Source organism: Microbacterium sp., from assembly GCF_047606385.1.
In the GTDB taxonomy this organism is placed as follows: Bacteria; Actinomycetota; Actinomycetes; order Actinomycetales; family Microbacteriaceae; genus Microbacterium.
Genome location: NZ_JASGEL010000097.1, coordinates 22,523 through 44,642, shown reverse-complemented (window position 1 = coordinate 44,642; position 22,120 = coordinate 22,523). Strand labels below are relative to the sequence as shown.

Sequence of the window (22,120 nt, the reverse complement as noted above, 5' to 3'; positions counted from 1 at the left end):
GCATGGACGGATGAGTCCGCGCCTGCCCGCCGCCGTGCTGTGGGACATGGACGGGACCCTGGTGGACACCGAGCCGTACTGGATGGCGGCGGAGACGCCTCTCGTCGAGAGCTTCGGCGGCACCTGGTCGCATGAGCAGGCGCTGGCCGTCGTCGGTCTGGGGCTGGACGACGCCGCCCGCATCCTGCAGGAGGCCGGGGTGCGGATGCCGGTGCGCGAGATCGTGGATCACCTCACCGGCTGCGTGCTCAGCGCGTTGCGCGAGGGCGGTGTGCCCTTCCGGCCGGGTGCCCGCGAGCTGCTCGCCGACCTCAAGGCGGCCGGCGTGCCGACGGCCCTGGTGACGATGTCGATGCGCCGGATGGCGGAGACCGTCACCGACCTGATCGACTTCCCGGCGTTCGACCTCGTCGTCGCCGGTGACGATGTCACCCGCCCCAAGCCCTACCCCGACCCGTACCTGCAGGCGTGCGCGGCCCTCGGGGTCGACCCCGCCGACACGGTCGCGATCGAGGACTCGCCGAACGGCATCCGCGCCGCGGTCGCAGCGGGGTCCGTCACGCTGGGCGTCCCGCTCATGGTCTCGCTCACCGGCACGGGGGCGCACGCCCTCTGGCCCACGCTGGAGGGCCGCACCGCCACCGACCTCGCGGCGCTGTCCGCCGCCCACCGCCCGCAGGAGACCACGCGATGACCACACCCGCCGATGCCCCGCGCGGCCCGTTCCGTCTCGGCGATCGCGTGCAGCTGACCGATCCGAAGGGACGACTGCACACCGTGACCCTGCGGGAGGGCGGGGAGCTGCACACCCACCACGGCGTGCTGCGCCATGAGCTGATCGTGGGGGCTCCGGACGGCTCGGTGGTGGTGGGCAGCGCCGGTCACGAGTATCTCGCGCTGCGGCCCCTGCTGCGCGACTTCGTCCTGTCCATGCCGCGCGGCGCGGCGATCGTCTACCCGAAGGACGCCGCGCAGATCGTCGCGCAGGCCGACGTCTTCCCCGGTGCCGTCGTGATCGAGGCCGGCGTCGGCTCGGGCGCGCTGTCGCTCTCGCTGCTGCGCGCCGTGGGCGGCACCGGCCGGCTCCTCTCCTTCGAGCGGCGCGCCGAGTTCGCCGACGTCGCCGCCGCCAACGTGTCGACGTTCTTCGGGACGACGCCCGAGAACTGGCGGATCGTGCTCGGCGATCTCGTGGACGCGCTCCCGCAGACGGTCGCGCCCGGCGGCGTCGACCGCGCCGTGCTCGACATGCTCGCCCCCTGGGAGTGCATCGACGTCGTCGCCGACGCCCTCACGCCCGGCGGCGTCGTGATCTGCTACGTCGCGACGGCGACCCAGCTCAGCCGCGTCGCCGAGTACATCCGCGGCACCGGCCTGTTCACGGAGCCCGAGTCCAGCGAGACGATGGTCCGCGGCTGGCATGTCGACGGTCTCTCCGTCCGCCCCGATCATCGCATGGTCGCCCACACCGGCTTCCTCATCACCGCACGCCGGCTCGCGCCCGGGGTCGTCACGCCCGAGCGGAAGCGGCGGGCGTCCAAGGCGACCGGCACCGATCTCGACGTCGAGCTGTGGACGCCGGGAGCGATCGGCGACCGCGAGATCACCGACAAGAACCTCCGCAAGCGCATACGCGACGCCCAGCGCGCGGCGGACGGCGCCCGCCGCGCGCGGTCCGAGTCGGCCGTCACCGAGAACTAGACTGAGCCGGTGCGTAAACTGCCCGCCGTCCTGGCCGCCGCCGCGCTCGTGACCCTCGCCCTCGCCGGCTGCTCCGCCGGCGGCGCGCCGACCTGCGAACGCGCCGCCTCCTCCTCCGACATCGGCTCGCTCGTGTCCGTGTCCGGCGCCGTCGGCACCCAGCCGGAGGTGTCGGTGTCGACGCCGCTGCACGTGAGCGGCACCGAGGTCGCCGACGTGGTCGCCGGATCGGGCACCACCCTCGTCAGCGACGACCAGGACGTCGCGCTCGGGCTCACGATCCTCAGCGCCGACACCGGAGACGTGCTGACCCAGGAGGGATACGACTCGCTCGACGACGTCACCACGGTCTCGCAGTGGGCATCCGCGATCCCCGGGCTCGAGCAGGCGCTGATGTGCGCCGCCGAGGGCTCGCGCATCGTCGTCGGCCTGGACGCCACGGCCCTGGGCTCGAGCGCATCGACGCTGGGCCTGGGTCAGGACGACTCCGCCGTCGCCGTCATCGACGTCCGGAAGGTGTATCTGTCGGCGGCGGACGGCGCCGACCAGTACAACGCCGGGTTCGGGCTGCCGGTCGTCGTGTACGCCCCGAGCGGGCAGCCGGGCGTCATCGTGCCCGACGCGGCCGCGCCGACGGACACGGTGGTGCAGCTCCTCAAGAAGGGCGACGGCGAGGTCGCGACCGCCGCGGACACGGTCCGCGTCAACTACACGACCGTGGCCTGGGACACCAAGACCGTCACCGGCACGTCGTGGGGCGATGCCCCGTACCAGCTCGACCTGTCGGCCACCGACTCCATCTCGCAGGCGGTGGTCGGCCAGACGGTCGGATCGCAGCTGATGGTGATCCTGCCGGCGGGCAGCTCGGAGACCGGGTCGACCAGCGCCCAGGTCTTCGTCATCGACATCCTGGGCGTCGACGGCTGAGCCGGCACGCTCCGGCCGCCCCTAGGATGGCCGGGTGCCCACCCACCCCGCACCCGAGGAACGCCTCGTCAACCTGGTCGTCGCGCTCATGGCGACCCAGCACGGGTTGACGAAGGAGACGATCCTCGCGTCGGTGTCCGGCTACCGCGAGCAGTCGCAGGCCGGCGCCTCGAAGGATGCGCTGGAGAAGATGTTCGAGCGCGACAAGGAGAGCCTGCGCGACCTCGGCGTCCCGATCGAGACGATCGGCGAGCTCGCAGACCCCGACGACCTGCGCGAGGCCCGGTATCGCGTGCCGTCCGCCGAGTACGCGCTGCCGGCCGACATCTCGTTCACGCCGGCGGAGCTGGCCCTCCTGGGGCTCGCGGGCGAGGTGTGGGGGGAGAGCTCGCTGTCGTCCGATGCCCGCAGCGGACTGCGGAAGATCCGGTCGCTGGGCGGGATCGTCGACGAGCCGATCATCGGCTTCGCGCCGCGGCTCAACGTGCGCGACCCGGCGTTCGCGCCGCTGCAGCGCGCCATCGAGCAGGCTCGCCTCGTCGAGTTCTCCTATCTCAAGCCGGGTCAGGATGCCGCCCGCCGGCGGCGTGTCGCGCCGTTGGCCCTCGTCGAGTACGAGGCCCGGTGGCATGTGCTCGCGAACGATCTGGATGCGGGCGCGGAACGCACGTTCCTGCTCTCGCGCATCGTGGGCCCGGTCCGCAGCACCCGGGACGGGTTCGACCCGGCCGCCCGCGCCGGCGCCGGAGATCGCGGGCTGCGCGATCTCGAGGACCTCGCCGCCCGGCAGCAGGCGCATGTCGAGGTCGATCCCGGCACCGAGGCGGAGCTGCGGCTGCGCCGCCGGGCGACGCCCGCCGCGCAGGGCCTGCTGGTCCCGTACGTCGACGTGCATGTGCTGGCCGACGAGCTGGCCTCGTACGGCCCGGAGGTGCGCGTGGTCGAGCCGCCGCAGCTGCGCGAGCTCGTCGTCGCCCGCTTGCGCGGCGCGCTCGAGCGCCACGGGGGTGCCTGATGAGCCCTGATCGCCGCGCGCCGGCGACCGAACGCGCCGCCCTGATCCTGCAGCTCGTGCCGTATCTCATCGAACGCGGTGAGGTGTCGGTCGCGCAGGCCGCGGCGGACTTCGACGTGACCCCGGAGCAGATGCGCGGCATGGTCGAGAAGCTCACCGTCATCGGCCGGCCCGGCGACGGCGGCTTCTGGCAGCTGCCGCACGATCTGTTCGACATCGACTGGGACCTGCTCGACGAGCGCGACCGGATCGCCCTGACCCAGACCGTCGGGCTCGAGCAGGCGCCCAGGCTCACCGCGCGGGAGGCCGCCGCACTGCTCGCGGGCCTGCATCTGGCGGCCTCGTTCCCCGGCATCGGCGACTCGCCCGCGCTGCCGGGGCTGCTCGCCACGCTCGCCCGCGGCGCATCCGGCATCCCGGCGGAGGTGATCATCGCGCCGGCGCCCGTCGACGAGGTCCGCGAACGCGTGACCGAGGCGCTGCGACGCGGCGTCGCCGTCAGCTTCACCTACCGGACCCCGGAGGGTGCGGCGACCACCCGGACCGTCGACCCGGTGACCGTGCACATCGCCGACGGCCAGTGGTATCTGCAGGGGTGGTGTCATCTGCGGCAGGCGATGCGCACCTTCCATCTCGATCGGGTCGCAGACGTCGCCGTCACCGGCATCTCCGCCACGCACACCGCCGCCCCCGCGACGGCGCTGTTCGACCCCGACCGGGCCGAGATCGTCGCCCGCATCCGTTTCCCCGCGAGCCATGCGCCGCTGCTGGGGGACTACCTGCTCCACGCCGAGGTGAGCGCGTCGGGGGGGATGTGCACCGCCGAGGTGCGCATCGCGGACGAGCGGAGCCTGCGCCGACTCGCCGCCCGCTTCGGCGGCGAGGTCGAGGTCGTGGCGCCGCCGTCGGCGCGCCGGGCCGTCGTCGAGTGGGCACAGGCAGGGCTCGCTCAGTATCCGGACGCGTGAGCGCGCCGAGGTCCCCGACGACGCGCCAGGGGTAGACTCGGAGACCTAGCCGACGTAGGGACTTTGTCATGGGAATCTTTGGAAACGCGTTCGGATGGCCGCATCTGCTGATCATCCTCGCGGTGATCCTGCTCCTGTTCGGCGCGGCGAAGCTGCCGGCGCTCGCGAAGAGCCTCGGACAGTCCGCCCGGGTGTTCAAGGGCGAGATGAAGGCGATGAAGGACGACGACGCGCAGTCGAAGGCCGCGCCCGCCGCGCCGGCCGACACCGCCACCCCCGCCGCGGCCTCGGATCCTGCGATCTCGCGGACCGACGGCACCGATTCCACCCGCTAGCCGCCGGTGGCGACGATCGGCACGCCGCACGTCGAGGAGCCGGAACAGCCGCGCAACGACCGGCGGATGTCGCTGTCCGCCCATCTGGTCGAACTCCGCAAACGATTGATGATCGCGGCCGCCGCGCTGGTCGTCGCGATGGTGGTCGCGTTCTTCATCACCGATCCGGTGATCTCCGTCATCACCGAGCCGATCCGGGTGATCGCGGCCACCCGCGGCGACGACTTCTCCGCGCTCAACTTCGGCACCGTGACGTCGGCGTTCGACATGCGGATGCGGATCGCGTTCACGATCGGCATCTTCCTCTCCGCGCCCGTGTGGATCTGGCAGGTATGGGCGTTCATCATGCCTGCGATGACCCGCAAGGAGGTCCGCTACACCGTCGGGTTCGTGGGGTCCGCAATCCCGCTGTTCTTCGCCGGCTGCTACGTCGGCATCCTGATCATGCCCCATGTCATCGAGCTGATGTGGTCGTTCACGCCCGAGGGCGGTGCGAACTTCTACAACGCCCAGGACTACTACGACTTCGTCTTCAAGCTGATGATCGTCATCGGCGTCGCGTTCGTGCTGCCGGTCTTCCTCGTCGCGCTCAACGTGGCGGGCATCGTCTCGGGCAAGGCGATCCTGAAGTCGTGGCGCATCGCCGTGCTCGTCGTGGTCCTCTTCGCCGCGATCGCCACCCCCGCCGCCGACATCATCTCCATGCTCATGCTCGGAGGCATCCTGATCGTGCTGTACATCGCGGCCGCCGGCGTCTCGTTGCTCTTCGACCGCAACCGGCGCAAGCGTGAGGCGGGCGTCCTCGACGCATGACCGAGACCGAGGTGTTCGCGGCTGCGCAGCGGTTCGCGCTCGACGACTTCCAGCTGGCCGGATGCCGCTCGCTGGAGGCGGGTCGCAGCGTGCTGGTCGCCGCGCCCACCGGCGCGGGCAAGACCGTCGTCGGGGAGTTCGCGATCCACCTGGCGATGCGGCAGCCGCGGACGAAGGCGTTCTACACGACGCCGATGAAGGCGCTGTCGAACCAGAAGTTCCGCGAGCTGAGCACGGTCTACGGCGAGGAGGCCGTGGGCCTTCTCACCGGTGACACGAACATCAACGGCTCCGCGCGCATCCTGGTGATGACCACCGAGGTGCTGCGCAACATGCTCTACGCCGACTCTCCCGCGCTGCGCGACCTGGGCTTCGTCGTGATGGACGAGGTGCACTATCTCGCCGACAGGTTCCGCGGCGCGGTATGGGAGGAGGTCATCATCCACCTGCCCGCGCGGGTGCGGATGGTGTCCCTGTCGGCCACCGTGTCCAACGCGGAGGAGTTCGGGGACTGGCTCGACACGGTCCGCGGCGACACCGACATCATCGTCTCGGAGACCCGCCCGGTGCCGCTGGAGCAGCACGTGCTGGTGCGGGGCGATCTGCTGCCGTTGTTCGACGACCGCGTCGGCACCGGCGTCGCACAGGTCAATCGGGAGCTGCTGCGGCTGAGGTCGGGGTCGGCGATCACCTACGAGAACAACCGGCGCGCGATGCAGAGCCGTGGACGCCGCGGGGGAGCAGGCGGCCGGGTCGCCCCCGCCGCGGGACGGCGACGCGAGACCCGGGTGGAGCGGCCCGAGGTGATCGAGCTGCTGGGCCGCGCGGGTCTTCTGCCCGCGATCTTCTTCATCTTCAGCCGGGTGGGATGCGACTCCGCCGTCGCCCAGACCCGCCGCGCCGGCGTGCGGCTGACCACGACCGCCGAGCGCGCCGAGATCCGCGCGGTCGTGGCCGAGCGCACCGGCGCGCTGCCCGACGAGGACCTCGGCGTGCTCGGCTTCTGGCAGTGGCGGGACGATCTGGAGCGCGGCGTCGCCGCCCATCACGCGGGTCTTCTGCCGGCGTTCAAGGAGATCGTGGAGGAGCTCTTCCAGCGCAAGCTCGTGAAGGCGGTGTTCGCCACGGAGACCCTCGCGCTGGGCATCAACATGCCGGCGCGCACGGTCGTGCTCGAGAAGCTCGAGAAGTTCAACGGCGAGGCACGCGTCCCGATCACGCCGGGGGAGTACACCCAGCTCACCGGGCGCGCGGGGCGCCGCGGCATCGACGTGGAGGGCCACTCGGTCATCCAGTGGTCCGATCAGCTCGACCCGCAGGCCGTCGCCTCCCTCGCCTCGCGGCGCACCTACCCGCTGAACTCGAGCTTCCGGCCGACGTACAACATGGCCGTGAACCTCATCGACCAGTTCGGACGGCCCCGGGCGCGGGAGATCCTCGAGTCCTCGTTCGCACAGTTCCAGGCCGACCGGGCGGTGGTCGGGCTCGCCCGCCAGGTGCGGGACGCCGAGGCGTCGCTGGCGGGCTATGCCGAGGCGATGGCGTGCGACCGCGGCGACTTCGCGGAGTACTCCGGCATCCGTCGTGAGCTCGGCGACCTCGAGAAGCAGAACCGCAAGGACGCGACGGCCTCCCGCACGGCGCGCGAGAGCCGGCAACGGCAGATCCAGTCGCTGCGCAAGCGGATGCAGCGCCACCCCTGCCACACCTGTCCCGAACGGGAGCAGCATGCCCGGTGGGCGGAGCGGTACTGGAAGCTCACGCGTGACGTCGACCGGATGCGACGGCAGATCGAGACCCGCACCGGCACCGTGGCGCGTGTCTTCGACAACGTCGTGGAGGTGCTCGCCGAGCTGGGCTACGTCGCGCAGGCGGAGGGCCGGACCGTGCTCACGGCCGACGGTCGCACCATGCGACGCATCTACGGCGAACGCGACCTGCTGGTGGCGGAGTCGCTGCGCACCGGCATCTGGGAGCGCCTGGACGCGCCTGCGCTGGCGGCGATCGTCTGCGCCCTGGTGTACGAGCCGCGACGCGACGAGGGCGGGGACCGAGCGCTGCCGCGCGGACCGCTGCGCACCGCCCTGGCCGAGACCGAGGCGCTGTGGCAGCGCCTCGACGACCTCGAGCGCGAGCATCGGCTGCCCGGCTCCGAGCCGCCCGCCGCGGGGCTCTCGTCGGCGATGCACGCCTGGGCGCGGGGCGGCATGCTGGACCGGGTGCTCGCGGATGCCGACATGGCCGCCGGGGACTTCGTGCGGTGGAGCAAGCAGACCATCGACCTGCTCGACCAGCTCTCCCTCGTCGCCGACGGCAGCGTGGGCACCGCCGCCCGCGCGGCGCTGGATGCGGTGCGCCGGGGCATCGTGGCGTACAGCTCGGTGTGAGCGCCGCCGTTTAGGCTGAAGCGTGCCCGCGACCCGAACCACGGCTGCCCCCGAACGTCCTGTGCTGCCGCTGTGGGCCGCGCTCGTGGTGTCGGCGGGGGCGGGCCTGCTGCTGACGACGGCGTTTCCCTCGCTGGCCTGGTGGCCGGTCGTTTTCGTCGCCGTCCCCGGCACCCTGGTGCCCCTGATCGGCCGCCGGGTCTGGTCGTCGCTGCTGGTCGGCTTCGTCTTCGGCGCCGCGTTCTTCCTCGTGAACGTCTCGTTCACGGCACGCTATCTCGGCCCGGTGCCGTGGCTCGCGCTGACCTTCCTGGAGGCGGCGCTCACCGCCGTCGCCGGCGTCACGATCACGCTCGCGTACCGATGGCTGCCGCGGCTGCTCGCCGCGCCGTGGTGGCGGCTGACGCTGCTGCCGGCGCTCGTCGCCGCGCTGTGGACCATGCGGGAGCAGTTCCTGGGCTCGTGGCCGTACGGCGGCTTCCCCTGGGCGCGCATCGGGGTGACGCAGGCGTCGAGTCCGCTCGCGCCGGTCGCGTCGTGGGTGGGGATCTCCGGCCTGACGTTCCTCATCGTCTTCGTCGCCGCCGCGGCGGTCGAGTTCGTCCGCGTCGCGCGCCGGCGGCCGCTGACCGCGCTTCCTGCGCTGGTCGTGCTGATCGCGCTGTTCCTCGTGCCGCAGTTCCCGACGACGGACGCCGGCAGCCTGCGCGTGGGCGCGGTGCAGGGCAACGGGCCGGCCGGCTACTTCGACACCCGCAGCCGCAACGCCGTGCTCGAGGCCCAGCTGACGGCGTCCGAGGCGCTCGTCGGTCAGGGCATCGACGTGCTGCTCTGGCCCGAGGGCGGGGTCGACTCCGACCCCCTCACCAGCGCGACCACGGCCGCCGCGCTCGATGCCCTCTCCGAGAGCGTCGACGCACCGCTGCTGATGAACGCCGCGACGGCACGGGGCGGACAGTATTTCAACAGCTCGATGCTCTGGGTGGCGGGGGAGGGGGCCACCGATATATACGACAAGAGGCATCTTGTCCCGTTCGGGGAATACGTCCCGGACCGCTCCGTCTACGCCCAGCTCGCGCCCGACCTCATCGGACTGCTCCAGCTCGACGAGACGCCCGGCACGGCCGCGCCGGTCATGGACGTCGCCGGCACCACCGTCGGTCTCGCGATCTGCTTCGACGTGATCTACGACGACGTGATCTGGGACGGCGCCGCGGACGGCGCCGAGGTGTACCTGCTCCAGACGAACAACGCCGACTTCCGCGGCACCGACGAGAACCTGCAGCAGCTCGCGTTCGCGCGCATGCGGGCGATCGAGACCGGCCGCGCGGTCGTCAATCTCTCGACCGTCGGCACAAGCCAGGTGATCGCGCCGGACGGCTCCGTGATCGACGGGCTCGAGGAGGACACCGCGGGGGCGATGGTCACCGATGTGCCGCTGCGCACGGGACTGACGCCGGCCGTCGTGATCGGGCCATGGATCCAGGTCGTGCTCGGATGGGGGAGTCTGGTCGCGGTCGCAGCGTGCGGCGTGCTCGTCTGGGTGCGCCGCCGACGGACGATCGCGGCGCCGGCCCCCGAGGGAGCCGGCGCCGCGATCGTCGGGTGATGCTCAGGCGGTCTTCTTGGTGACGTCCTCGCCGGAGCCGCGGCGGGCGCGGACGAACGCCAGGCGCTCCTCGAGCAGTTCCTCGAGCTCCGGGATCGAGCGACGCTCGAGCAGCATGTCCCAGTGCGTGCGGGCGGCCTTCTCGTCGCTGTGGTCGACGGTGACGGTCGTGTCGCCGACGCGCAGGACCGCCTCTGCGCCGCAGGCCCGGCATTCCCAGGTCTCGGGCGCCTCGGCGTCGGCGGCGAACGTCAGCGTGGTCTCATGAGCGCACGTGGCGCAGACGTACGTCCGCTGCGTGCGCTCATGCAGGATGACGCCCTCTTCGCTCTGCAGGCTCTGGGCGCCGAGTCGGATGCCGCGAAGGCTGCGATCTGCCATTGTGTGGTCCTCTCGTCGCGTGTGCTCTCCGGTATAACGCGGCGACCTGGGCGGATCATCCGAAGCGGCACAGACTGTGGACAACTCACAGTCGATGTTCAGCCAGCGGCGGGCAGCTCGGCCAGCGCCAGGTCGGCCCGGTCCGTGACGATGCCGTCGACTCCGAGCGCGACCAGCCGGCGCATGTCCTCGACGTCGTTGACCGTCCAGACGTGCACCTCGGTTCCGGCGGCGTGCACCGCGTCGACGAGGCGGCGGGTGACGACGCGCAGCGGGCCGCGCCGTTCGGGTACCTGCACGGCGTCGATCCCGTCCAGCAGGCGGGTGACGCGTCGGCGCGCGCCGAACCGCACCGCCGCCAGCAGACGCACCACGGTGCCGCTGCCGGGCGAGGTCGCGGGCCGCTGCTCGGGGCGGGCTGCGACGGCCGCGGCGAGGGCGGCCCGGCGGCGCTCGTCGGAGAAGCTCGTCAGCAGCACGCGTTCGGCGGCGGGCGCCACGATGCGGCCGGCGGGCACCGCCGCATCCGCCGCCTTGACGTCGATGTTGAACCGAGTGTCCGGGAAGGCGTCCAGCGCCTGCGCCAGCGTGACGAGGCCGCCTCGGTCGGCCATGATCGTCTCGAGCTCGGCCAGCACCACCTCGCGCAGCCCGCGCGGGTCGCCGGTGACGCGGGCGAGGTCGGTGTCGTGGAAGAGCACGACCTCGCCGTCCCGTGTCAGATGACAGTCGGACTCGATGTACTCCGCGCCCGCCGCGTGCGCCGCGGCGAGGGCGGCGAAGGTGTTCTCGACGATGCCGGCGGCGACCTGGTCGGGGCCGGTGAGACCGCGGTGGGCCAGGATGCGCGGCACGCTCGCGCCCTGGAGGTACGGGTGGGTCACGACGCGTCGGAGGCTGCCGGCCCGTCACCGGCCTTCGTGACGAACGCGTCGCCGATGCCCTGCAGCGCGCGGGTGAGCTCGCTCGGCACGATCCACAGCTTGCTGGAGGGGCTCTCGCTGATCTTCGGCAGCGTCTGCAGGTATTGGTAGGCGAGCAGCTTGTCGTCCGGGTTGCCCGCGTGGATCGCCGCGAACACCGCCTGGATGGCCTGCGACTCGCCCTCTGCGCGCAGGATCTGCGCCTGCTTGTCGCCCTCGGCGCGCAGGATCTCCGCCTGTCGCCGCCCTTCCGCCTCGAGGATCTGCGACTGCTTGGAGCCCTCGGCGGTCAGGATCGCGGCTCGACGATCACGTTCGGCCCGCATCTGCTTCTCCATCGAGTCCTGGATGGAGGCGGGCGGGTCGATCGCCTTCAGCTCGACCCGGGAGACGCGGATGCCCCACTTGCCGGTCGCCTCGTCCAGGACCACCCGCAGCTGCCCGTTGATCTCGTCCCGGCTGGTGAGCGCCTCTTCGAGGTTGAGCCCGCCCACGACGTTGCGGAGGGTCGTCGTGGTCAGCTGCTCCACCGCGCCGAGATAGTTCGCGATCTCGTACGTCGCGTCGCGCGCGTCGGTCACCTGGAAGTACACGACGGTGTCGATGGACACCACGAGGTTGTCCTCGGTGATCACCGGCTGCGGCGGGAAGGAGACCACCTGTTCACGCATGTCCACGAGCGGCCTGACCCGGTCGACGAAGGGCACGAGCAGGGCGAGGCCGGGCTGGAGGGTGCGCTGATAGCGACCGAGACGCTCCACGATCCCCGCGTAGGCCTGCGGGATGATGCGGATGGACCGGAAGATCACCACGATCACGAAGATCGCGAGAACCACCAGCAGCAGGATCACGAAGATCTGGCCTACGAATGCATCGATGTCAATCACCTTCCGGACTCCTCTCCTCCGGGTCGAGCGGTGCGACCCTCACGGTGGCACCGGCCACCTCCACGACCACGACACGGGCGCCGACGCTCAGTCCGCGTACCGCCTCACGCACGGCGGGCGCCGCCGTCCACGTCTCGCCGTTGTCGAGCCTGACCGCTCCCGCGCCGTCGACGAAGGGGCCGACGACCCGCGCGCCCATGCCGCGGAGCGCGTCGACGTTCGTGCGCACGGGTTCCCGCCCGCGGCGGATCAGCCGCAGCAGCAGCGGTCGGATCGTGAACAGCAGGAGTGTCGAGATCACGGCCGCGGCGACCACCTGCAGCCACCAGGGGGCGTGGAGCAGACTCAGCCCGAGACCGCCCAGGAGCGCGCCGACGGCGAGCATGAGGAACGTGAACTCCAGCGTCAGCAGCTCGACGATGACGCAGACGAGCGCCAGCACGAGCCAGGCGATCCATAGGTACTGGATGAGGTCGGGGAGCATCGCGCGTCCTTCCCGTGCGCTTGTTCGCACCCTAACAGGCGAGGGCCCCGGACGGCGCGGATCCCGCGAGTCGATAGAGTGGAGAAGGCCGCCTCGCCCTCTGACACGCAGGAGCACCATGTCCCAGCCTCTTCCGGTGGACTCGTTGCGCGGGAAGACCGCCCTCGTCACCGGCTCCTCCCGCGGCATCGGCGCCGACACCGCCCGCTACCTCGCCCAGGCCGGCGCGAATGTCGTCATCAACTACCGGAACAAGGCGCCGCGGGCCGAGAAGCTCGCGAACGAGCTGCGCGACCTCGGCGTCGAGGTGCTCGTCGTCGGCGCGGATCTGACCGACGCGGCGTCCGTGAACGCCATGTTCGAGTCGGTGGCGGTCGCCTTCGGCGGCCTCGACGTCCTCGTGCTCAACGCGTCCGGCGGCATGGAGGGCGGCATGGCCGAGGACTACGCCCTGCAGTTGAACCGGGACGCGCAGGTGCAGGTGCTGGAGACGGCGCTGCCGCTGCTGCGCGAGGGCAGCCGCGTCGTGTTCGTCACGAGCCACCAGGCGCACTTCATCCGCACCACCCCGACAATGCCGGAGTACGAGCCGGTCGCGCTGTCCAAGCGGGCGGGGGAGGACGCGCTGCGCGAGCGCATCCCGGGCCTGAGCGCGCGGGGCGTCGAGTTCGTCGTCGTGTCCGGTGACATGATCGAGGGGACCATCACCGCGACGCTCCTGGAACGCGCGAGCCCGGGAGCGATCGCGCAGCGCCGCGAGTCGGCCGGGCGGCTGTACAACGTGGGGGAGTTCGCCGCGGAGGTGGCCCAGGCCGTCCTCGACCCGGTGCCCGCCGACAACACCCGCCTCGTGGGCGATATCAGCTCGTTCTCCGCGGCGTGACCCCGTCGCCGAGGTCAGATGCCTCGGAAAGTGAAGGCGCGCACGATCTGGATCAGGCCGAGCACGACGAGCGAGACGCCGACGAACAGCCACAGGAACGCGGCCGCGATCAGCGGCGAGAACAGCAGGATGATGCCGGCGACGAGGCTGACGACCGCGAAGAAGACCGTGAGGCCCTTGGAGGCCGCACCGGAGAGCGTGGTCAATGCGACGACGCCCTCCACGATCCAGGTGATGCCCACGAACACGGCGACGAAGATCGCGAGGAACACCGTCGTGTCGCCGAGATTCGACAGCGCGATGATACCGGCGACCACGAACAGCAGCCCGAGCAGGATGTGGCCCACGCGCGACCATCCGCCGAGGGTCTTGGAGAAGACGCCGAGGCCGGCGTAGACCAGACCCGATGCGATCGCGTAGATCGCGATGATCGCCGTTCCGACCGCGGCCGTCTTCAACGGCCAGACCAGGATGAGGATGCCCACGATCAGGGCGATGGCACCCCCGATGCCGAAGGCGGTGCGGATGGCGTTGACGGCGAGCTTGTCGCCGGTGAGAGACTCGGACATGACTGCCCTTTCTGTGAGATGCCTGGGAATGGCACGTCACAGCGTAGCGCCGGGGGAGCGGGTCCTCCGGATATGACGCGCGACGACGGTCGCGGTCAGCTGCGTCGCGGCTTCCGGTTCTCGGCGCTGACCATCCACGACAGCTGCTCGATGCGCTCCAGGACGGCGTGCAGGATGTCGGCGCTGGTCGGATCCTCGTCGTCGACCTCGTCGTGCACCTCACGGCAGGTCGCCGAGACGGCGTCCAGGCGCTCGGTCATCAGGTCGATGACCTCGGTCGTGGCGATCTCGCCCTGCGGGAACTCCGGCAGCGTGGTCGTCTCGGCGACGAGGTCACTGCGGCCGTCGGGCAGCGCGTGCAGTGAACGCATGCGCTCGGCGACGGTGTCGGAGAACTCCCGAGCGGCGTCGATGATCTCGTCGAGCTGCAGGTGGGTGTCGCGGAAGTTGGTGCCGACGACGTTCCAGTGCGCCTGCTTGCCCTGCAGGGACAGCTCGATGAGGTCGACGAGCACGCGCTGCAGGTTCTCGCTCAGCTCCTGGGAGGCCGTGAATCCGTGTTCCGCGTTCTGCTCCTTCGTGAGCTCGGCGCCTTCGCCGCCCTTCGCCGGGCGCCGGCGGTTGCGGGTCGCGGCAGCGGACGAGGTCTTGGCGGTCTGCGTGGGCATGGGAGTCGTTCCTTCCGTCGGGGTCGTTCCGAGCATAGGAATCGACTCCGGGACGGGCGCCGGGATTGCCGGTGCGCAGCCGAGATGCTACGCGCGCCTCACCACGGCGTCAGCGCGAAGCCGGCGCTGAAGAGGGTGATCCCGCCGCCGATGACACCGGTCACGACGAGCAGCGCGATCCCGGCGGCGACGACACCGTCGCTGCGCCGCACACCGGCGACGATGTGGGCGGCACTGCGCCGCGCGACCATGCCGGTCAGCGTCCCGGAGCAGGAGCGGTGCTCAGCCACGCACCTAATAGCCGATAATGCACATTATGTCATTTCAACGAGTGACATCCCGCTCGCCCGGTTCGCGGAGAAGCCCGTCCTCGAGGATCATGCCGACCGAGGTCGCGCATGCGTCACCGCGCCACGCGTCGATGCCCTCGCGGACGGCGAATCCGGCGATGACCAGGCCGGCGATCGCGTCGGCCCACCACCAGCCGAGCGTCGCATTGAGCACGAGGCCGATCAGCACGGCCGCTGAGAGATAGGTGCAGATCAGGGTCTGGCGGGAATCGGCGACGGCCGTCGCCGAGCCGAGCTCGCGGCCGGCTCGGCGTTCCGCCAGCGAGAGGAACGGCATGACGATGACGCTCGACGCGGTGAGGACGATGCCGACGGCGCTGTGCTCCGCCTCGACACGACCGATGAGCGTGAGCAGCGACGTGGCGATCACGTAGGCCGCCAGGGCGAAGAACGCCACCGCGATGACACGCAGCGTCCCCCTCTCCCAGCGCTCCGGATCGGGGCGGGTGAACTGCCACGCCACGGCGGCCGCCGACAGGACTTCGATGGTCGAGTCCAGGCCGAACGCGATCAGCGCGCCCGAGGATGCGAGAGCGCCGGCGCTGAGGGCGACGACGGCCTCGATGAGGTTGTAGCCGATGGTCGCGGCGACGATCCAGCGGATCCGTCGCTGCAGGATGTGACGACGATGGCGCGCGAGGGAAGCGGTGGTCATGCGCAGTGGCACCCCTCCCCCGCGCAGCAGTCGGGCTCAACCGCCAGGACGACCTGCAAGAGCTCGCCGAGGGCGGGAGCGAGATGCGGGTCGGCGAGCCGGTAGGACGAGCGCCGCCCCTCGGGAACGGCTTCCACGAGCCCGCATCCGCGCAGGCAGGCCAGCTGGTTCGACATCAGCTGGCGCGACACCCCCAGGTCGACGGCCAGATCCGAGGGATAGGCCGGTCCGTTCCGCAACGCCAGGAGCACGCCCGCCCGGGTCGAGTCGGAGAGGGCGTGGCCGAGGCGCGACAGCGCAGCGGTGTGCGGTCGCGTCGCCGTCGGCATGCAGGGAACGATACAGCAAAACCTGTACTAATTTCCCGTCGATCGGACATGACACGATGTACGCATGTCAGAGCTCCCGGCCCGCGCACCGGCCGGCGACGAGGAACGGGAGCTCCTGCTGTGGGCGATCGGCTGCGCTCACCGGCTGCTTCCCGTGTTCGCTGCACAACGACCCGGCGACACCCGGCTGCAGCGGTCGCTGGACACCGCGCTCGCCTACATCCGAGGCGATGCCACCCAGGGCGCGTTGCGCGCCGCGACGTTCGAGTGCCATTCCGCCGCGCGGGACGCCGGCGGCGGTGCGCCGACCGCAGCGGCGCGCGCATGCGCGCACGCCGTCGCGACCGCGCTCGCGCCCGAGCATGCCAGCGAGATCTCCTGGTACACGGTCAAGGCGCTCCCCGACGCCGGCGTCCAGCACGCCGAGCTCACGTGGCAGCGGGCGTCGCTGCCACGGCACCTCCGGACACTGGTCTACGACGACTGAGCGTTGCGCTCGGCGAGCAGCTCCACGAGCGCGGCCCAGCTCCGCCGGTCGGCACCCTCACGGTACGCCGGGATGCCGGGGAGCGTGAACGCGTGCGGGGCACCCGAGTAGACCTGCACCTGCCAGTCGAGGCCGGGGTTGGTGCGCAGCTCGTCCTGGAACGAAGCGATGGCGCTGTCCGGGACGACCGGGTCGCTCGCGCCCGTGGCGATGAGGATCGATCCCTGGATGCGGTCGACGTCCGCCGGGTCGTGCGTGTTGAGTCCGCCGTGGAAGGACGCGGTGACGACCAGGGGCGCGCCGGTGCGGGCGAACTCGAGGGACGCCGAGCCGCCGAAGCAGTAGCCGATGATCGAGATGCGTGCGGCGTCCACCTCGGGGTCCGCCGCGACGACGTCGTAGGCGGCGCGGATGCGGCCCGTCAGCAGTGCCGGGTCGGCGTAGAACCGCCCCGCGGCGGCCTTCGCCTGCTCCGGGTCGTCATAGCTGACGCCGGCGCCATACACGTCCACGGCGAAGGCGTGGTATCCGAGCCGGGCCAGCATCTGCGCTCGCGCCTTCGCATAGTCGCGCAGGCCGTACCAGTCATGCACGACCAGGACGGCGGGCCGCTTCGCCCCCGCGTCCGTTCGCCGCGCCTCGTGACCGCGCAGCGCGACCCCGTCGTGGGCGTAGTCGACGTCACGCGCCTCGACGCGCGCGCCCTCGGGCAGGGGCACACGCTCGACGAGCTCGACGTGGATGGGCGAGAGATCGGTCATGCGGGCTCCTTGGCGTCACGGGTGGGAAGGGTCGGCCGCGCGGTCATCGCGTCACCGCCGGCTGCAGCTCCACCCAGTCCGGGTACTTGGCGGTGCGTCCGTCACCCGAGGAACGGCCCGTCAGACGGCGCTTCACCCAGGGCGCCACGTGCGCCCGGTAGTACGCCGGTCCGCCGAGATGGGAGGCCGGAAGACGGTCCGGAAGCGACCACCACTCCCCCGGCGGCTCCAGGCCGAGCTCGGTGAGCACTCGGGCCGCGACACGATGATGGCCGCGCGCGTTCATGTGCAGGCGGTCCGGCGACCAGTAGGCCGACCCCGCCAGCTCCCGGTCCGGCCAGTTCAGGGCGCGTACGACATCGGCCCGGTCTCGGATACGGCCGACCACGGCATCCGAGAGCTCGTCGCCGCGACGCTGGATGAGACGCCGCATCGGAAGCCCGGCCGAGGGGTTCGCGCCGGAGAGCAGGATCAGCGTCACACCCTCCTCGTCGCAGCGTCGCAGCACCCGGCTGAACGCGTCGGCGACGTGCGCGATCGTCGTGCGCGGGCGCAGCATGTCGTTGCCGCCGCCGTTGAACGAGAGGTGCGTCGGCTTCAGCGCGAGCGCCGGCTCGAGCTGCTGCTCCACGATGGGCCAGACGAGCTTGCCGCGGATCGCGAGGTTCGCGTACGAGATCGCCTCGCCGGCGGCATCCGCCCACCCCTGGGCGACGATGTCCGCCCAGCCGCGGACCGACCCGTCCGGCTGTTCGTCGCCCACGCCCTCGGTGAACGAGTCGCCGATCGCGACGTAGCGGACGGATGTCACCGGCTCAGCCTACGCCCGCGCCCGCCGCCTCCTCGGCCAGGAGCTCGCGCACCCGCGGCACGACGCGAGTGCCGTACAGCTCGATCGAGCGCATCAGCTCGCCGTGCGCCAGCGTGCCGTGCGCGAACTTCAGATCGAAACGGTCGAGGTCGAGGCGGTGCACCGTGTCGGCGATCTTGCGCGCGACGGTCTCCGGCGATCCGGCGTAGATCGCGCCGGACGGCCCGACGTCACGCTGGAACTGCAGCCGGCTGTATGGCGGCCAGCCGCGCTCGGCGCCGATGGCGTCCCGGTTGGCGGCCAGCGGCGGGTACAGCTCGTTCCACGCCTGCTCGTCGGTGTCGGCGACGTGCCCGGGCGAGTGCACGCCCACCGGCAGGCGGTCGAAGCCGTGCGCGGGCGCGGCGCGATGGAACAGGTCGACGAAGGGCCGGAACTGCGCCGGCGAGCCGCCGATGATCGCGAGCATGAGACCGAACCCGTGGCGGGCGGTGCGCACGACCGAATCCGGTGAGCCGCCGACGCCCACCCAGGTGCGGATGCCGCCCTCGGTCTTCGGGAACACGTCGGCGTCGGTCAGCGCGGCACGGGTGCGTCCCTCCCAGCTGACGGGCTCCTCGCGCAGCAGCTCGCCGAACAGATCGAGCTTCTCCTCGAAGAGCGCCTCGTAGTCCTTCAGGTCGTATCCGAACAGCGGGAACGACTCCGTGAACGACCCCGGGCCGAGCGTGACCTCGGCCCGGCCCGCGGAGACGGCGTCCAGGGTCGCGAACCGCTCGTACACGCGCACGGGGTCGTCCGAGGACAGCACGGTCACCGCCGTGCCGACCCGGATGCGACGAGTGCGGGCCGCGATGGCGGCCAGCACGATCTCGGGGCTCGAGACGGCGAACTCGTGCCGGTGGTGCTCCCCCAGCCCGAACGCGTCGATGCCGACGGCGTCAGCGAGCTCGGCCTGGGTGACGATGTCGCGGATCGTCTCCGCGTCGGTCTTCAGCGTGCCGTCCGGATTCGTCGTGACGTCGCCGAACGTGTCCAGCCCGAATTCGAGCGTGCGAGCCATGATCCACCTTTCATTCATATGGATGGAACCGGGATGCCCTCGTCGGCATTCCCCCGGCAGCGCACGCTAGGAGGCCACGACGACGACCTCGTCCAACGCGGCCTGCAGCCCGCCCGGCTCGCGGATCGCACGACGCGCATCGCCCAGCGCTCGACGCGCGCGCGGATCCGGCGCGGCCAGGAGCAACGCCGTCGCCTCACGGCTCCGGTCCACCCATCCCACCGCCCGCGGACGCCACGAGGCGGGGAGCCACCGCACGGGGCCGTCGAAGGGGCGTGCCCGGCGGTCCAGCGCGCGCAGCGCGGTCCTCACCCGCAGTGCCGCCTCGTCCCGCCCCGATCCCTCCTCGCCGGCGGCGACCGTCAGCCAGTCGGAGAGAGCTGCCAGGACATCGGCGATCGCGCGGCGGACGCTCGCCTCCGAGGGCACGGGCAGCACCAGCGCCGCGACCACGACGGCGATGATCCCGCCGACCACGATCTCCTCCCAGCGCTCCCCCAGCGGGAACGGCCCCGTCGTCAGTCCCTGCGCGACCGCCAGCACGACGGTGACCGCGAATGCCCACCACACGTAGCTGATGTGCCGCAGCACCAGGCCTGCGAACAGCACCACCAGGGCTGCGACGATCTCCAGCCCCGGCCCGGACGCGGGGACGAGCACGACGACGAGGGCGACGATCGAGCCGGCACCGGCACCGACGACGCGCTGGAGCGCCTTGTCGGCGACATCCGCGCGCCCGGTGTTCCCGACGGTCACCGTGAGCGCGGTGATCACCACCCATGCCCAGCGGTCGCCGAACCCGAGGAACCCGACCGCGAAGGCGATCGCGAGCGTCACGAGCATCTGCACCGCGAGGCGGGTCGTGGCATCCGGCCGCGACGAGCTCGGCGGCGCGGGCTGCACGACGACCGCGGTCACGACGCGGGGCAGGACGCCGACCCGGACGGCGGTCAGCTGGAACACGGTCACGGCCGCCCACGCGACCAGGCCCACCACCGTCGCGCACGCCGCAGCCGCCCACCCGCTGAGCCGGTCGCTGTGCACCGGCGCCACGAGCAGTGCCGCGAACGGGAGGACGAGAAGACCGCCGAGGCGCCGCCCCCGCTCTCCGAACCGCCGACAGTACACGGAGGCCGCTCCCGCCAGGCAGAACGCCGCCGCCCCGACGAACGGTGCCGTGGACAGGGCGAAGCCGACCGCGGCGCCCAGGAGCGCGATCGCGGGAAGCGCGACGCCGGCCTCCAACCGCCCCCGCAGATCGCGTTCCAGCTGGCTGCTCGAGAGACTGATCGCCAGCAGCGTCCCGAACACGGCGAGGCCCGGCTCCGGGTCGATGAGCACCGCCGCCGCGACCGTGACCAGCACCGCGATCATCGTGACGGCAGCGGGCGCGACCCCCGCACGCAGTCGCGCCGCGGTCACCTCCGCAGCGCGGCGCGCAGCGTGTCGAGCCCCACCCCGCCGACGTCGAGCGCGCGGCGATGGAAGTCGCGCAGCGAGAACGCGTCGCCGGCGGCCGTGCGCGCGTCGTCGCGGATCTGCTCCCAGATGCGCTGCCCGACCTTGTAGGACGGCGCCTGCCCGGGCCAGCCGAGATAGCGGTTGACCTCGAACTGCACGAACTCGTCGGGCATGTTGACGTTGCGCCGCAGGAACGCGAGCGCGTAGTCGTGATCCCAGGCTCCGTCGCCATCCGGCCGCGGTTTGCGCAGGTGCACGCCGATGTCGAGCACCACACGTGCGGCGCGCATGCGCTGACCGTCCAGCATCCCGAGCCGGTCGGCCGGGTCGTCGAGGTAGCCGAGGTCGGCCATCAGCCGCTCCGCGTACAGCGCCCAGCCTTCGGCGTGACCGGATGTCCCGGCCAGCATCCGGCGCCACGCGTTCAGCTGCGCCCGATTGTACACGGCCTGGCCGATCTGCAGATGATGCCCCGGCACGCCTTCGTGGTACACGGTGGTCAGCTCGCGCCAGGTGTCGAACTCCGTGACACCCTCCGGCACCGACCACCACATGCGCCCGGGCCGGGAGAAGTCGTCGGTCGGCCCGGTGTAGTAGATGCCGCCCTCCGCCGTCGGCGCGATGCGGCACTCCAGCCGGCGCACCGGCTCCGGGATGTCGAAGTGGGTGGCTCCGAGCTCGGCGACGGCCAGGTCGCTGACGGTCTGCATCCACTGCCGCAGGGCGTCGGTCCCGCGCAGCTTGCGCGCGGGGTCGGCCTCCAGCAGCGCGACGGCTTCTTCGACGCTCGCCCCGGGCGCGATCTCGTGGGCGACGCGCTCCTGCTCCGCGACCATCCGGGCGAGCTCCTCGAGTCCCCACTCGTACGTCTCGTCGAGATCGATCACGGCGCCGAGGAACCGGCGCGAGTGGAGGGCGTACAGGTCACGGCCCACCGCGTCGTCCTCGGATGCGGCCGGCTCGAGCTCGGTGCGCAGGAACGTGGCGAAGCCGTCGTAGGCGGTGCGGGCGGCATCCGCGCAGGCGGCCAGGGAGCGCAGCAGGACCTCGGGCAGCTCACCCGCCGCCGGCGCCGCGGTGCGGGCGAAGCGGTCGAAGAAGCCCTCGGCGGTCGTGTAGCGGTCGACCTGCACGGCGACCTCCCGTACCTGACGGCGCGCCGGGACGACGTTCCGCGCGACACCGTCGCGAAGCGCCTGCACGTATCCGTCGAGCGCGGCGGGGACGGCGGCCAGTCGCGCGGCGATGACCTCCCAGTCCTCCTCCGTGTCGGTGGGCATCAGATCGAACGCCGAGCGGATGTTCTGCGCCGGTGAGTCGATCACGTTCAGGTCGCGCAGATGCGCGTCGGCGTCGTGCAGCTCGATCTGCAGCTCGAGCTCACGGCCGAGGTCGGCGCGCGTGATCTCGTCGATCGCGTCCGTGGGCGAGGCGTCGGCGAGCTCCGCGCGCGTCGCCTGTGCGGCGTCCGCCGACGCCGCCGCCCCGGACGGTGAGTAGTCCGCGAACCGGCCGTTGTGCTCGAACCGGCCGATGTAGGTCGCCGTGAGCGGATCGAGCGCGGCGACCGTGTCGACCCAGCGGTCGGCGATCTCGTCGATCGCGGTGGGGATGCGTGCAGCCTCGGTCATCCTAGGAGCCTACGCGGCGTGC

Annotated in this window: 25 protein-coding genes; 11 read left to right on the top strand and 14 right to left on the bottom strand. The window is 71.7% G+C overall.

Annotation, left to right across the window (positions count from 1 at the left end):
- Positions 1–10: 10 nt before the first annotated feature.
- The 9 genes from QM626_RS09665 (at position 11) to lnt (ending at position 9,755) form a co-directional block, all read left to right on the top strand.
- Positions 11–694, top strand: a complete 684-nt coding sequence (locus QM626_RS09665; protein WP_415076428.1) for an HAD family hydrolase — start codon at positions 11–13, stop codon at positions 692–694.
- Positions 691–1,701: a tRNA (adenine-N1)-methyltransferase gene (locus tag QM626_RS09660; protein ID WP_415076426.1), complete on the top strand. Its 1,011-nt coding sequence runs from the start codon at positions 691–693 to the stop codon at positions 1,699–1,701. The genes QM626_RS09665 and QM626_RS09660 overlap by 4 nt, the downstream gene beginning before the upstream one ends.
- A gap of 9 nt (positions 1,702–1,710) precedes the next feature.
- Positions 1,711–2,628, top strand: coding sequence for an FKBP-type peptidyl-prolyl cis-trans isomerase (locus QM626_RS09655; protein WP_415076424.1), 918 nt, complete (start codon positions 1,711–1,713; stop codon positions 2,626–2,628).
- An 88-nt stretch (positions 2,629–2,716) separates the two neighbouring features.
- A complete protein-coding gene (locus QM626_RS09650) occupies positions 2,717–3,643 on the top strand; it encodes a helix-turn-helix transcriptional regulator (RefSeq protein ID WP_415076448.1) in 927 nt (308 codons plus the stop codon).
- The gene (locus QM626_RS09645; RefSeq protein ID WP_415076422.1) at positions 3,643–4,611 is read left to right on the top strand and encodes a helix-turn-helix transcriptional regulator; all 969 of its coding nucleotides are present in this window, start codon (positions 3,643–3,645) and stop codon (positions 4,609–4,611) included. Before QM626_RS09650 ends, QM626_RS09645 begins: the two co-directional genes overlap by 1 nt.
- Before the next feature lie 68 nt (positions 4,612–4,679).
- Positions 4,680–4,946, top strand: coding sequence for a twin-arginine translocase TatA/TatE family subunit (gene tatA / locus QM626_RS09640; protein WP_415076420.1), 267 nt, complete (start codon positions 4,680–4,682; stop codon positions 4,944–4,946).
- Between the two features lie 66 nt (positions 4,947–5,012).
- The gene (gene tatC / locus QM626_RS09635) at positions 5,013–5,759 is read left to right on the top strand and encodes a twin-arginine translocase subunit TatC (RefSeq protein WP_415076446.1); all 747 of its coding nucleotides are present in this window, start codon (positions 5,013–5,015) and stop codon (positions 5,757–5,759) included.
- Positions 5,756–8,146, top strand: coding sequence for a DEAD/DEAH box helicase (locus tag QM626_RS09630; RefSeq protein WP_415076416.1), 2,391 nt, complete (start codon positions 5,756–5,758; stop codon positions 8,144–8,146). The genes tatC and QM626_RS09630 overlap by 4 nt, the downstream gene beginning before the upstream one ends.
- Positions 8,147–8,168: 22 nt before the next feature.
- On the top strand, positions 8,169–9,755 hold the full coding sequence (lnt, locus tag QM626_RS09625; protein ID WP_415076414.1) for an apolipoprotein N-acyltransferase: 1,587 nt from the start codon (positions 8,169–8,171) through the stop codon (positions 9,753–9,755).
- A 3-nt stretch (positions 9,756–9,758) separates the two neighbouring features.
- Here lnt and QM626_RS09620 read toward each other — a convergent pair whose 3' ends face one another.
- From QM626_RS09620 to QM626_RS09605, 4 genes are all read right to left on the bottom strand, one after another.
- On the bottom strand, positions 9,759–10,136 hold the full coding sequence (locus QM626_RS09620; RefSeq protein WP_415076412.1) for an RNA polymerase-binding protein RbpA: 378 nt from the start codon (positions 10,134–10,136) through the stop codon (positions 9,759–9,761).
- A 98-nt stretch (positions 10,137–10,234) separates the two neighbouring features.
- A complete protein-coding gene (locus tag QM626_RS09615; protein ID WP_415076410.1) occupies positions 10,235–11,020 on the bottom strand; it encodes a glycerophosphodiester phosphodiesterase family protein in 786 nt (261 codons plus the stop codon).
- Positions 11,017–11,946, bottom strand: a complete 930-nt coding sequence (locus tag QM626_RS09610) for an SPFH domain-containing protein (protein WP_415076408.1) — start codon at positions 11,944–11,946, stop codon at positions 11,017–11,019. Before QM626_RS09610 ends, QM626_RS09615 begins: the two co-directional genes overlap by 4 nt.
- The gene (locus QM626_RS09605) at positions 11,939–12,430 is read right to left on the bottom strand and encodes an NfeD family protein (protein ID WP_415076406.1); all 492 of its coding nucleotides are present in this window, start codon (positions 12,428–12,430) and stop codon (positions 11,939–11,941) included. Before QM626_RS09605 ends, QM626_RS09610 begins: the two co-directional genes overlap by 8 nt.
- A gap of 118 nt (positions 12,431–12,548) precedes the next feature.
- On the opposite strand from QM626_RS09605, the gene QM626_RS09600 reads away from it, so the two are divergent.
- On the top strand, positions 12,549–13,313 hold the full coding sequence (locus QM626_RS09600) for an SDR family oxidoreductase (protein WP_415076404.1): 765 nt from the start codon (positions 12,549–12,551) through the stop codon (positions 13,311–13,313).
- A 14-nt stretch (positions 13,314–13,327) separates the two neighbouring features.
- On the opposite strand, the gene QM626_RS09595 is transcribed toward QM626_RS09600, so the two are convergent.
- From QM626_RS09595 to QM626_RS09575, 5 genes are all read right to left on the bottom strand, one after another.
- Positions 13,328–13,882, bottom strand: a complete 555-nt coding sequence (locus QM626_RS09595; protein WP_415076402.1) for an HdeD family acid-resistance protein — start codon at positions 13,880–13,882, stop codon at positions 13,328–13,330.
- 95 nt (positions 13,883–13,977) lie between these two features.
- Positions 13,978–14,550 carry a Dps family protein gene (locus QM626_RS09590; protein ID WP_415076400.1) on the bottom strand — a complete coding sequence of 191 codons (573 nt, stop codon included), beginning with the start codon at positions 14,548–14,550 and terminating at the stop codon, positions 13,978–13,980.
- 98 nt (positions 14,551–14,648) lie between these two features.
- Positions 14,649–14,840, bottom strand: coding sequence for a hypothetical protein (locus QM626_RS09585; RefSeq protein ID WP_415076398.1), 192 nt, complete (start codon positions 14,838–14,840; stop codon positions 14,649–14,651).
- Between the two features lie 34 nt (positions 14,841–14,874).
- The gene (locus tag QM626_RS09580) at positions 14,875–15,555 is read right to left on the bottom strand and encodes a cation diffusion facilitator family transporter (RefSeq protein ID WP_415076396.1); all 681 of its coding nucleotides are present in this window, start codon (positions 15,553–15,555) and stop codon (positions 14,875–14,877) included.
- Complete coding sequence (locus QM626_RS09575) at positions 15,552–15,884, bottom strand: ArsR/SmtB family transcription factor (protein WP_415076394.1); 333 nt, start codon at positions 15,882–15,884, stop codon at positions 15,552–15,554. The genes QM626_RS09580 and QM626_RS09575 overlap by 4 nt, the downstream gene beginning before the upstream one ends.
- A gap of 64 nt (positions 15,885–15,948) precedes the next feature.
- Here QM626_RS09575 and QM626_RS09570 point away from each other — a divergent pair, with 64 nt between their 5' ends.
- Complete coding sequence (locus tag QM626_RS09570) at positions 15,949–16,371, top strand: putative immunity protein (protein WP_415076392.1); 423 nt, start codon at positions 15,949–15,951, stop codon at positions 16,369–16,371.
- Here the strand turns inward: QM626_RS09570 and QM626_RS09565 are convergent.
- The 5 genes from QM626_RS09565 to QM626_RS09545 form a co-directional block, all read right to left on the bottom strand.
- Positions 16,359–17,132 carry a dienelactone hydrolase family protein gene (locus QM626_RS09565; protein ID WP_415076390.1) on the bottom strand — a complete coding sequence of 258 codons (774 nt, stop codon included), beginning with the start codon at positions 17,130–17,132 and terminating at the stop codon, positions 16,359–16,361. The two genes, QM626_RS09570 and QM626_RS09565, sit on opposite strands and share 13 nt — an antisense overlap.
- A gap of 43 nt (positions 17,133–17,175) precedes the next feature.
- Positions 17,176–17,943, bottom strand: coding sequence for an SGNH/GDSL hydrolase family protein (locus QM626_RS09560; RefSeq protein WP_415076388.1), 768 nt, complete (start codon positions 17,941–17,943; stop codon positions 17,176–17,178).
- A gap of 4 nt (positions 17,944–17,947) precedes the next feature.
- Positions 17,948–19,006, bottom strand: coding sequence for an LLM class flavin-dependent oxidoreductase (locus QM626_RS09555; protein ID WP_415076386.1), 1,059 nt, complete (start codon positions 19,004–19,006; stop codon positions 17,948–17,950).
- Between the two features lie 66 nt (positions 19,007–19,072).
- Positions 19,073–20,428: an FUSC family protein gene (locus QM626_RS09550; protein WP_415076384.1), complete on the bottom strand. Its 1,356-nt coding sequence runs from the start codon at positions 20,426–20,428 to the stop codon at positions 19,073–19,075.
- The gene (locus QM626_RS09545; protein ID WP_415076382.1) at positions 20,425–22,098 is read right to left on the bottom strand and encodes a DUF885 domain-containing protein; all 1,674 of its coding nucleotides are present in this window, start codon (positions 22,096–22,098) and stop codon (positions 20,425–20,427) included. The genes QM626_RS09550 and QM626_RS09545 overlap by 4 nt, the downstream gene beginning before the upstream one ends.
- Between the last annotated feature and the right edge of the window lie 22 nt (positions 22,099–22,120).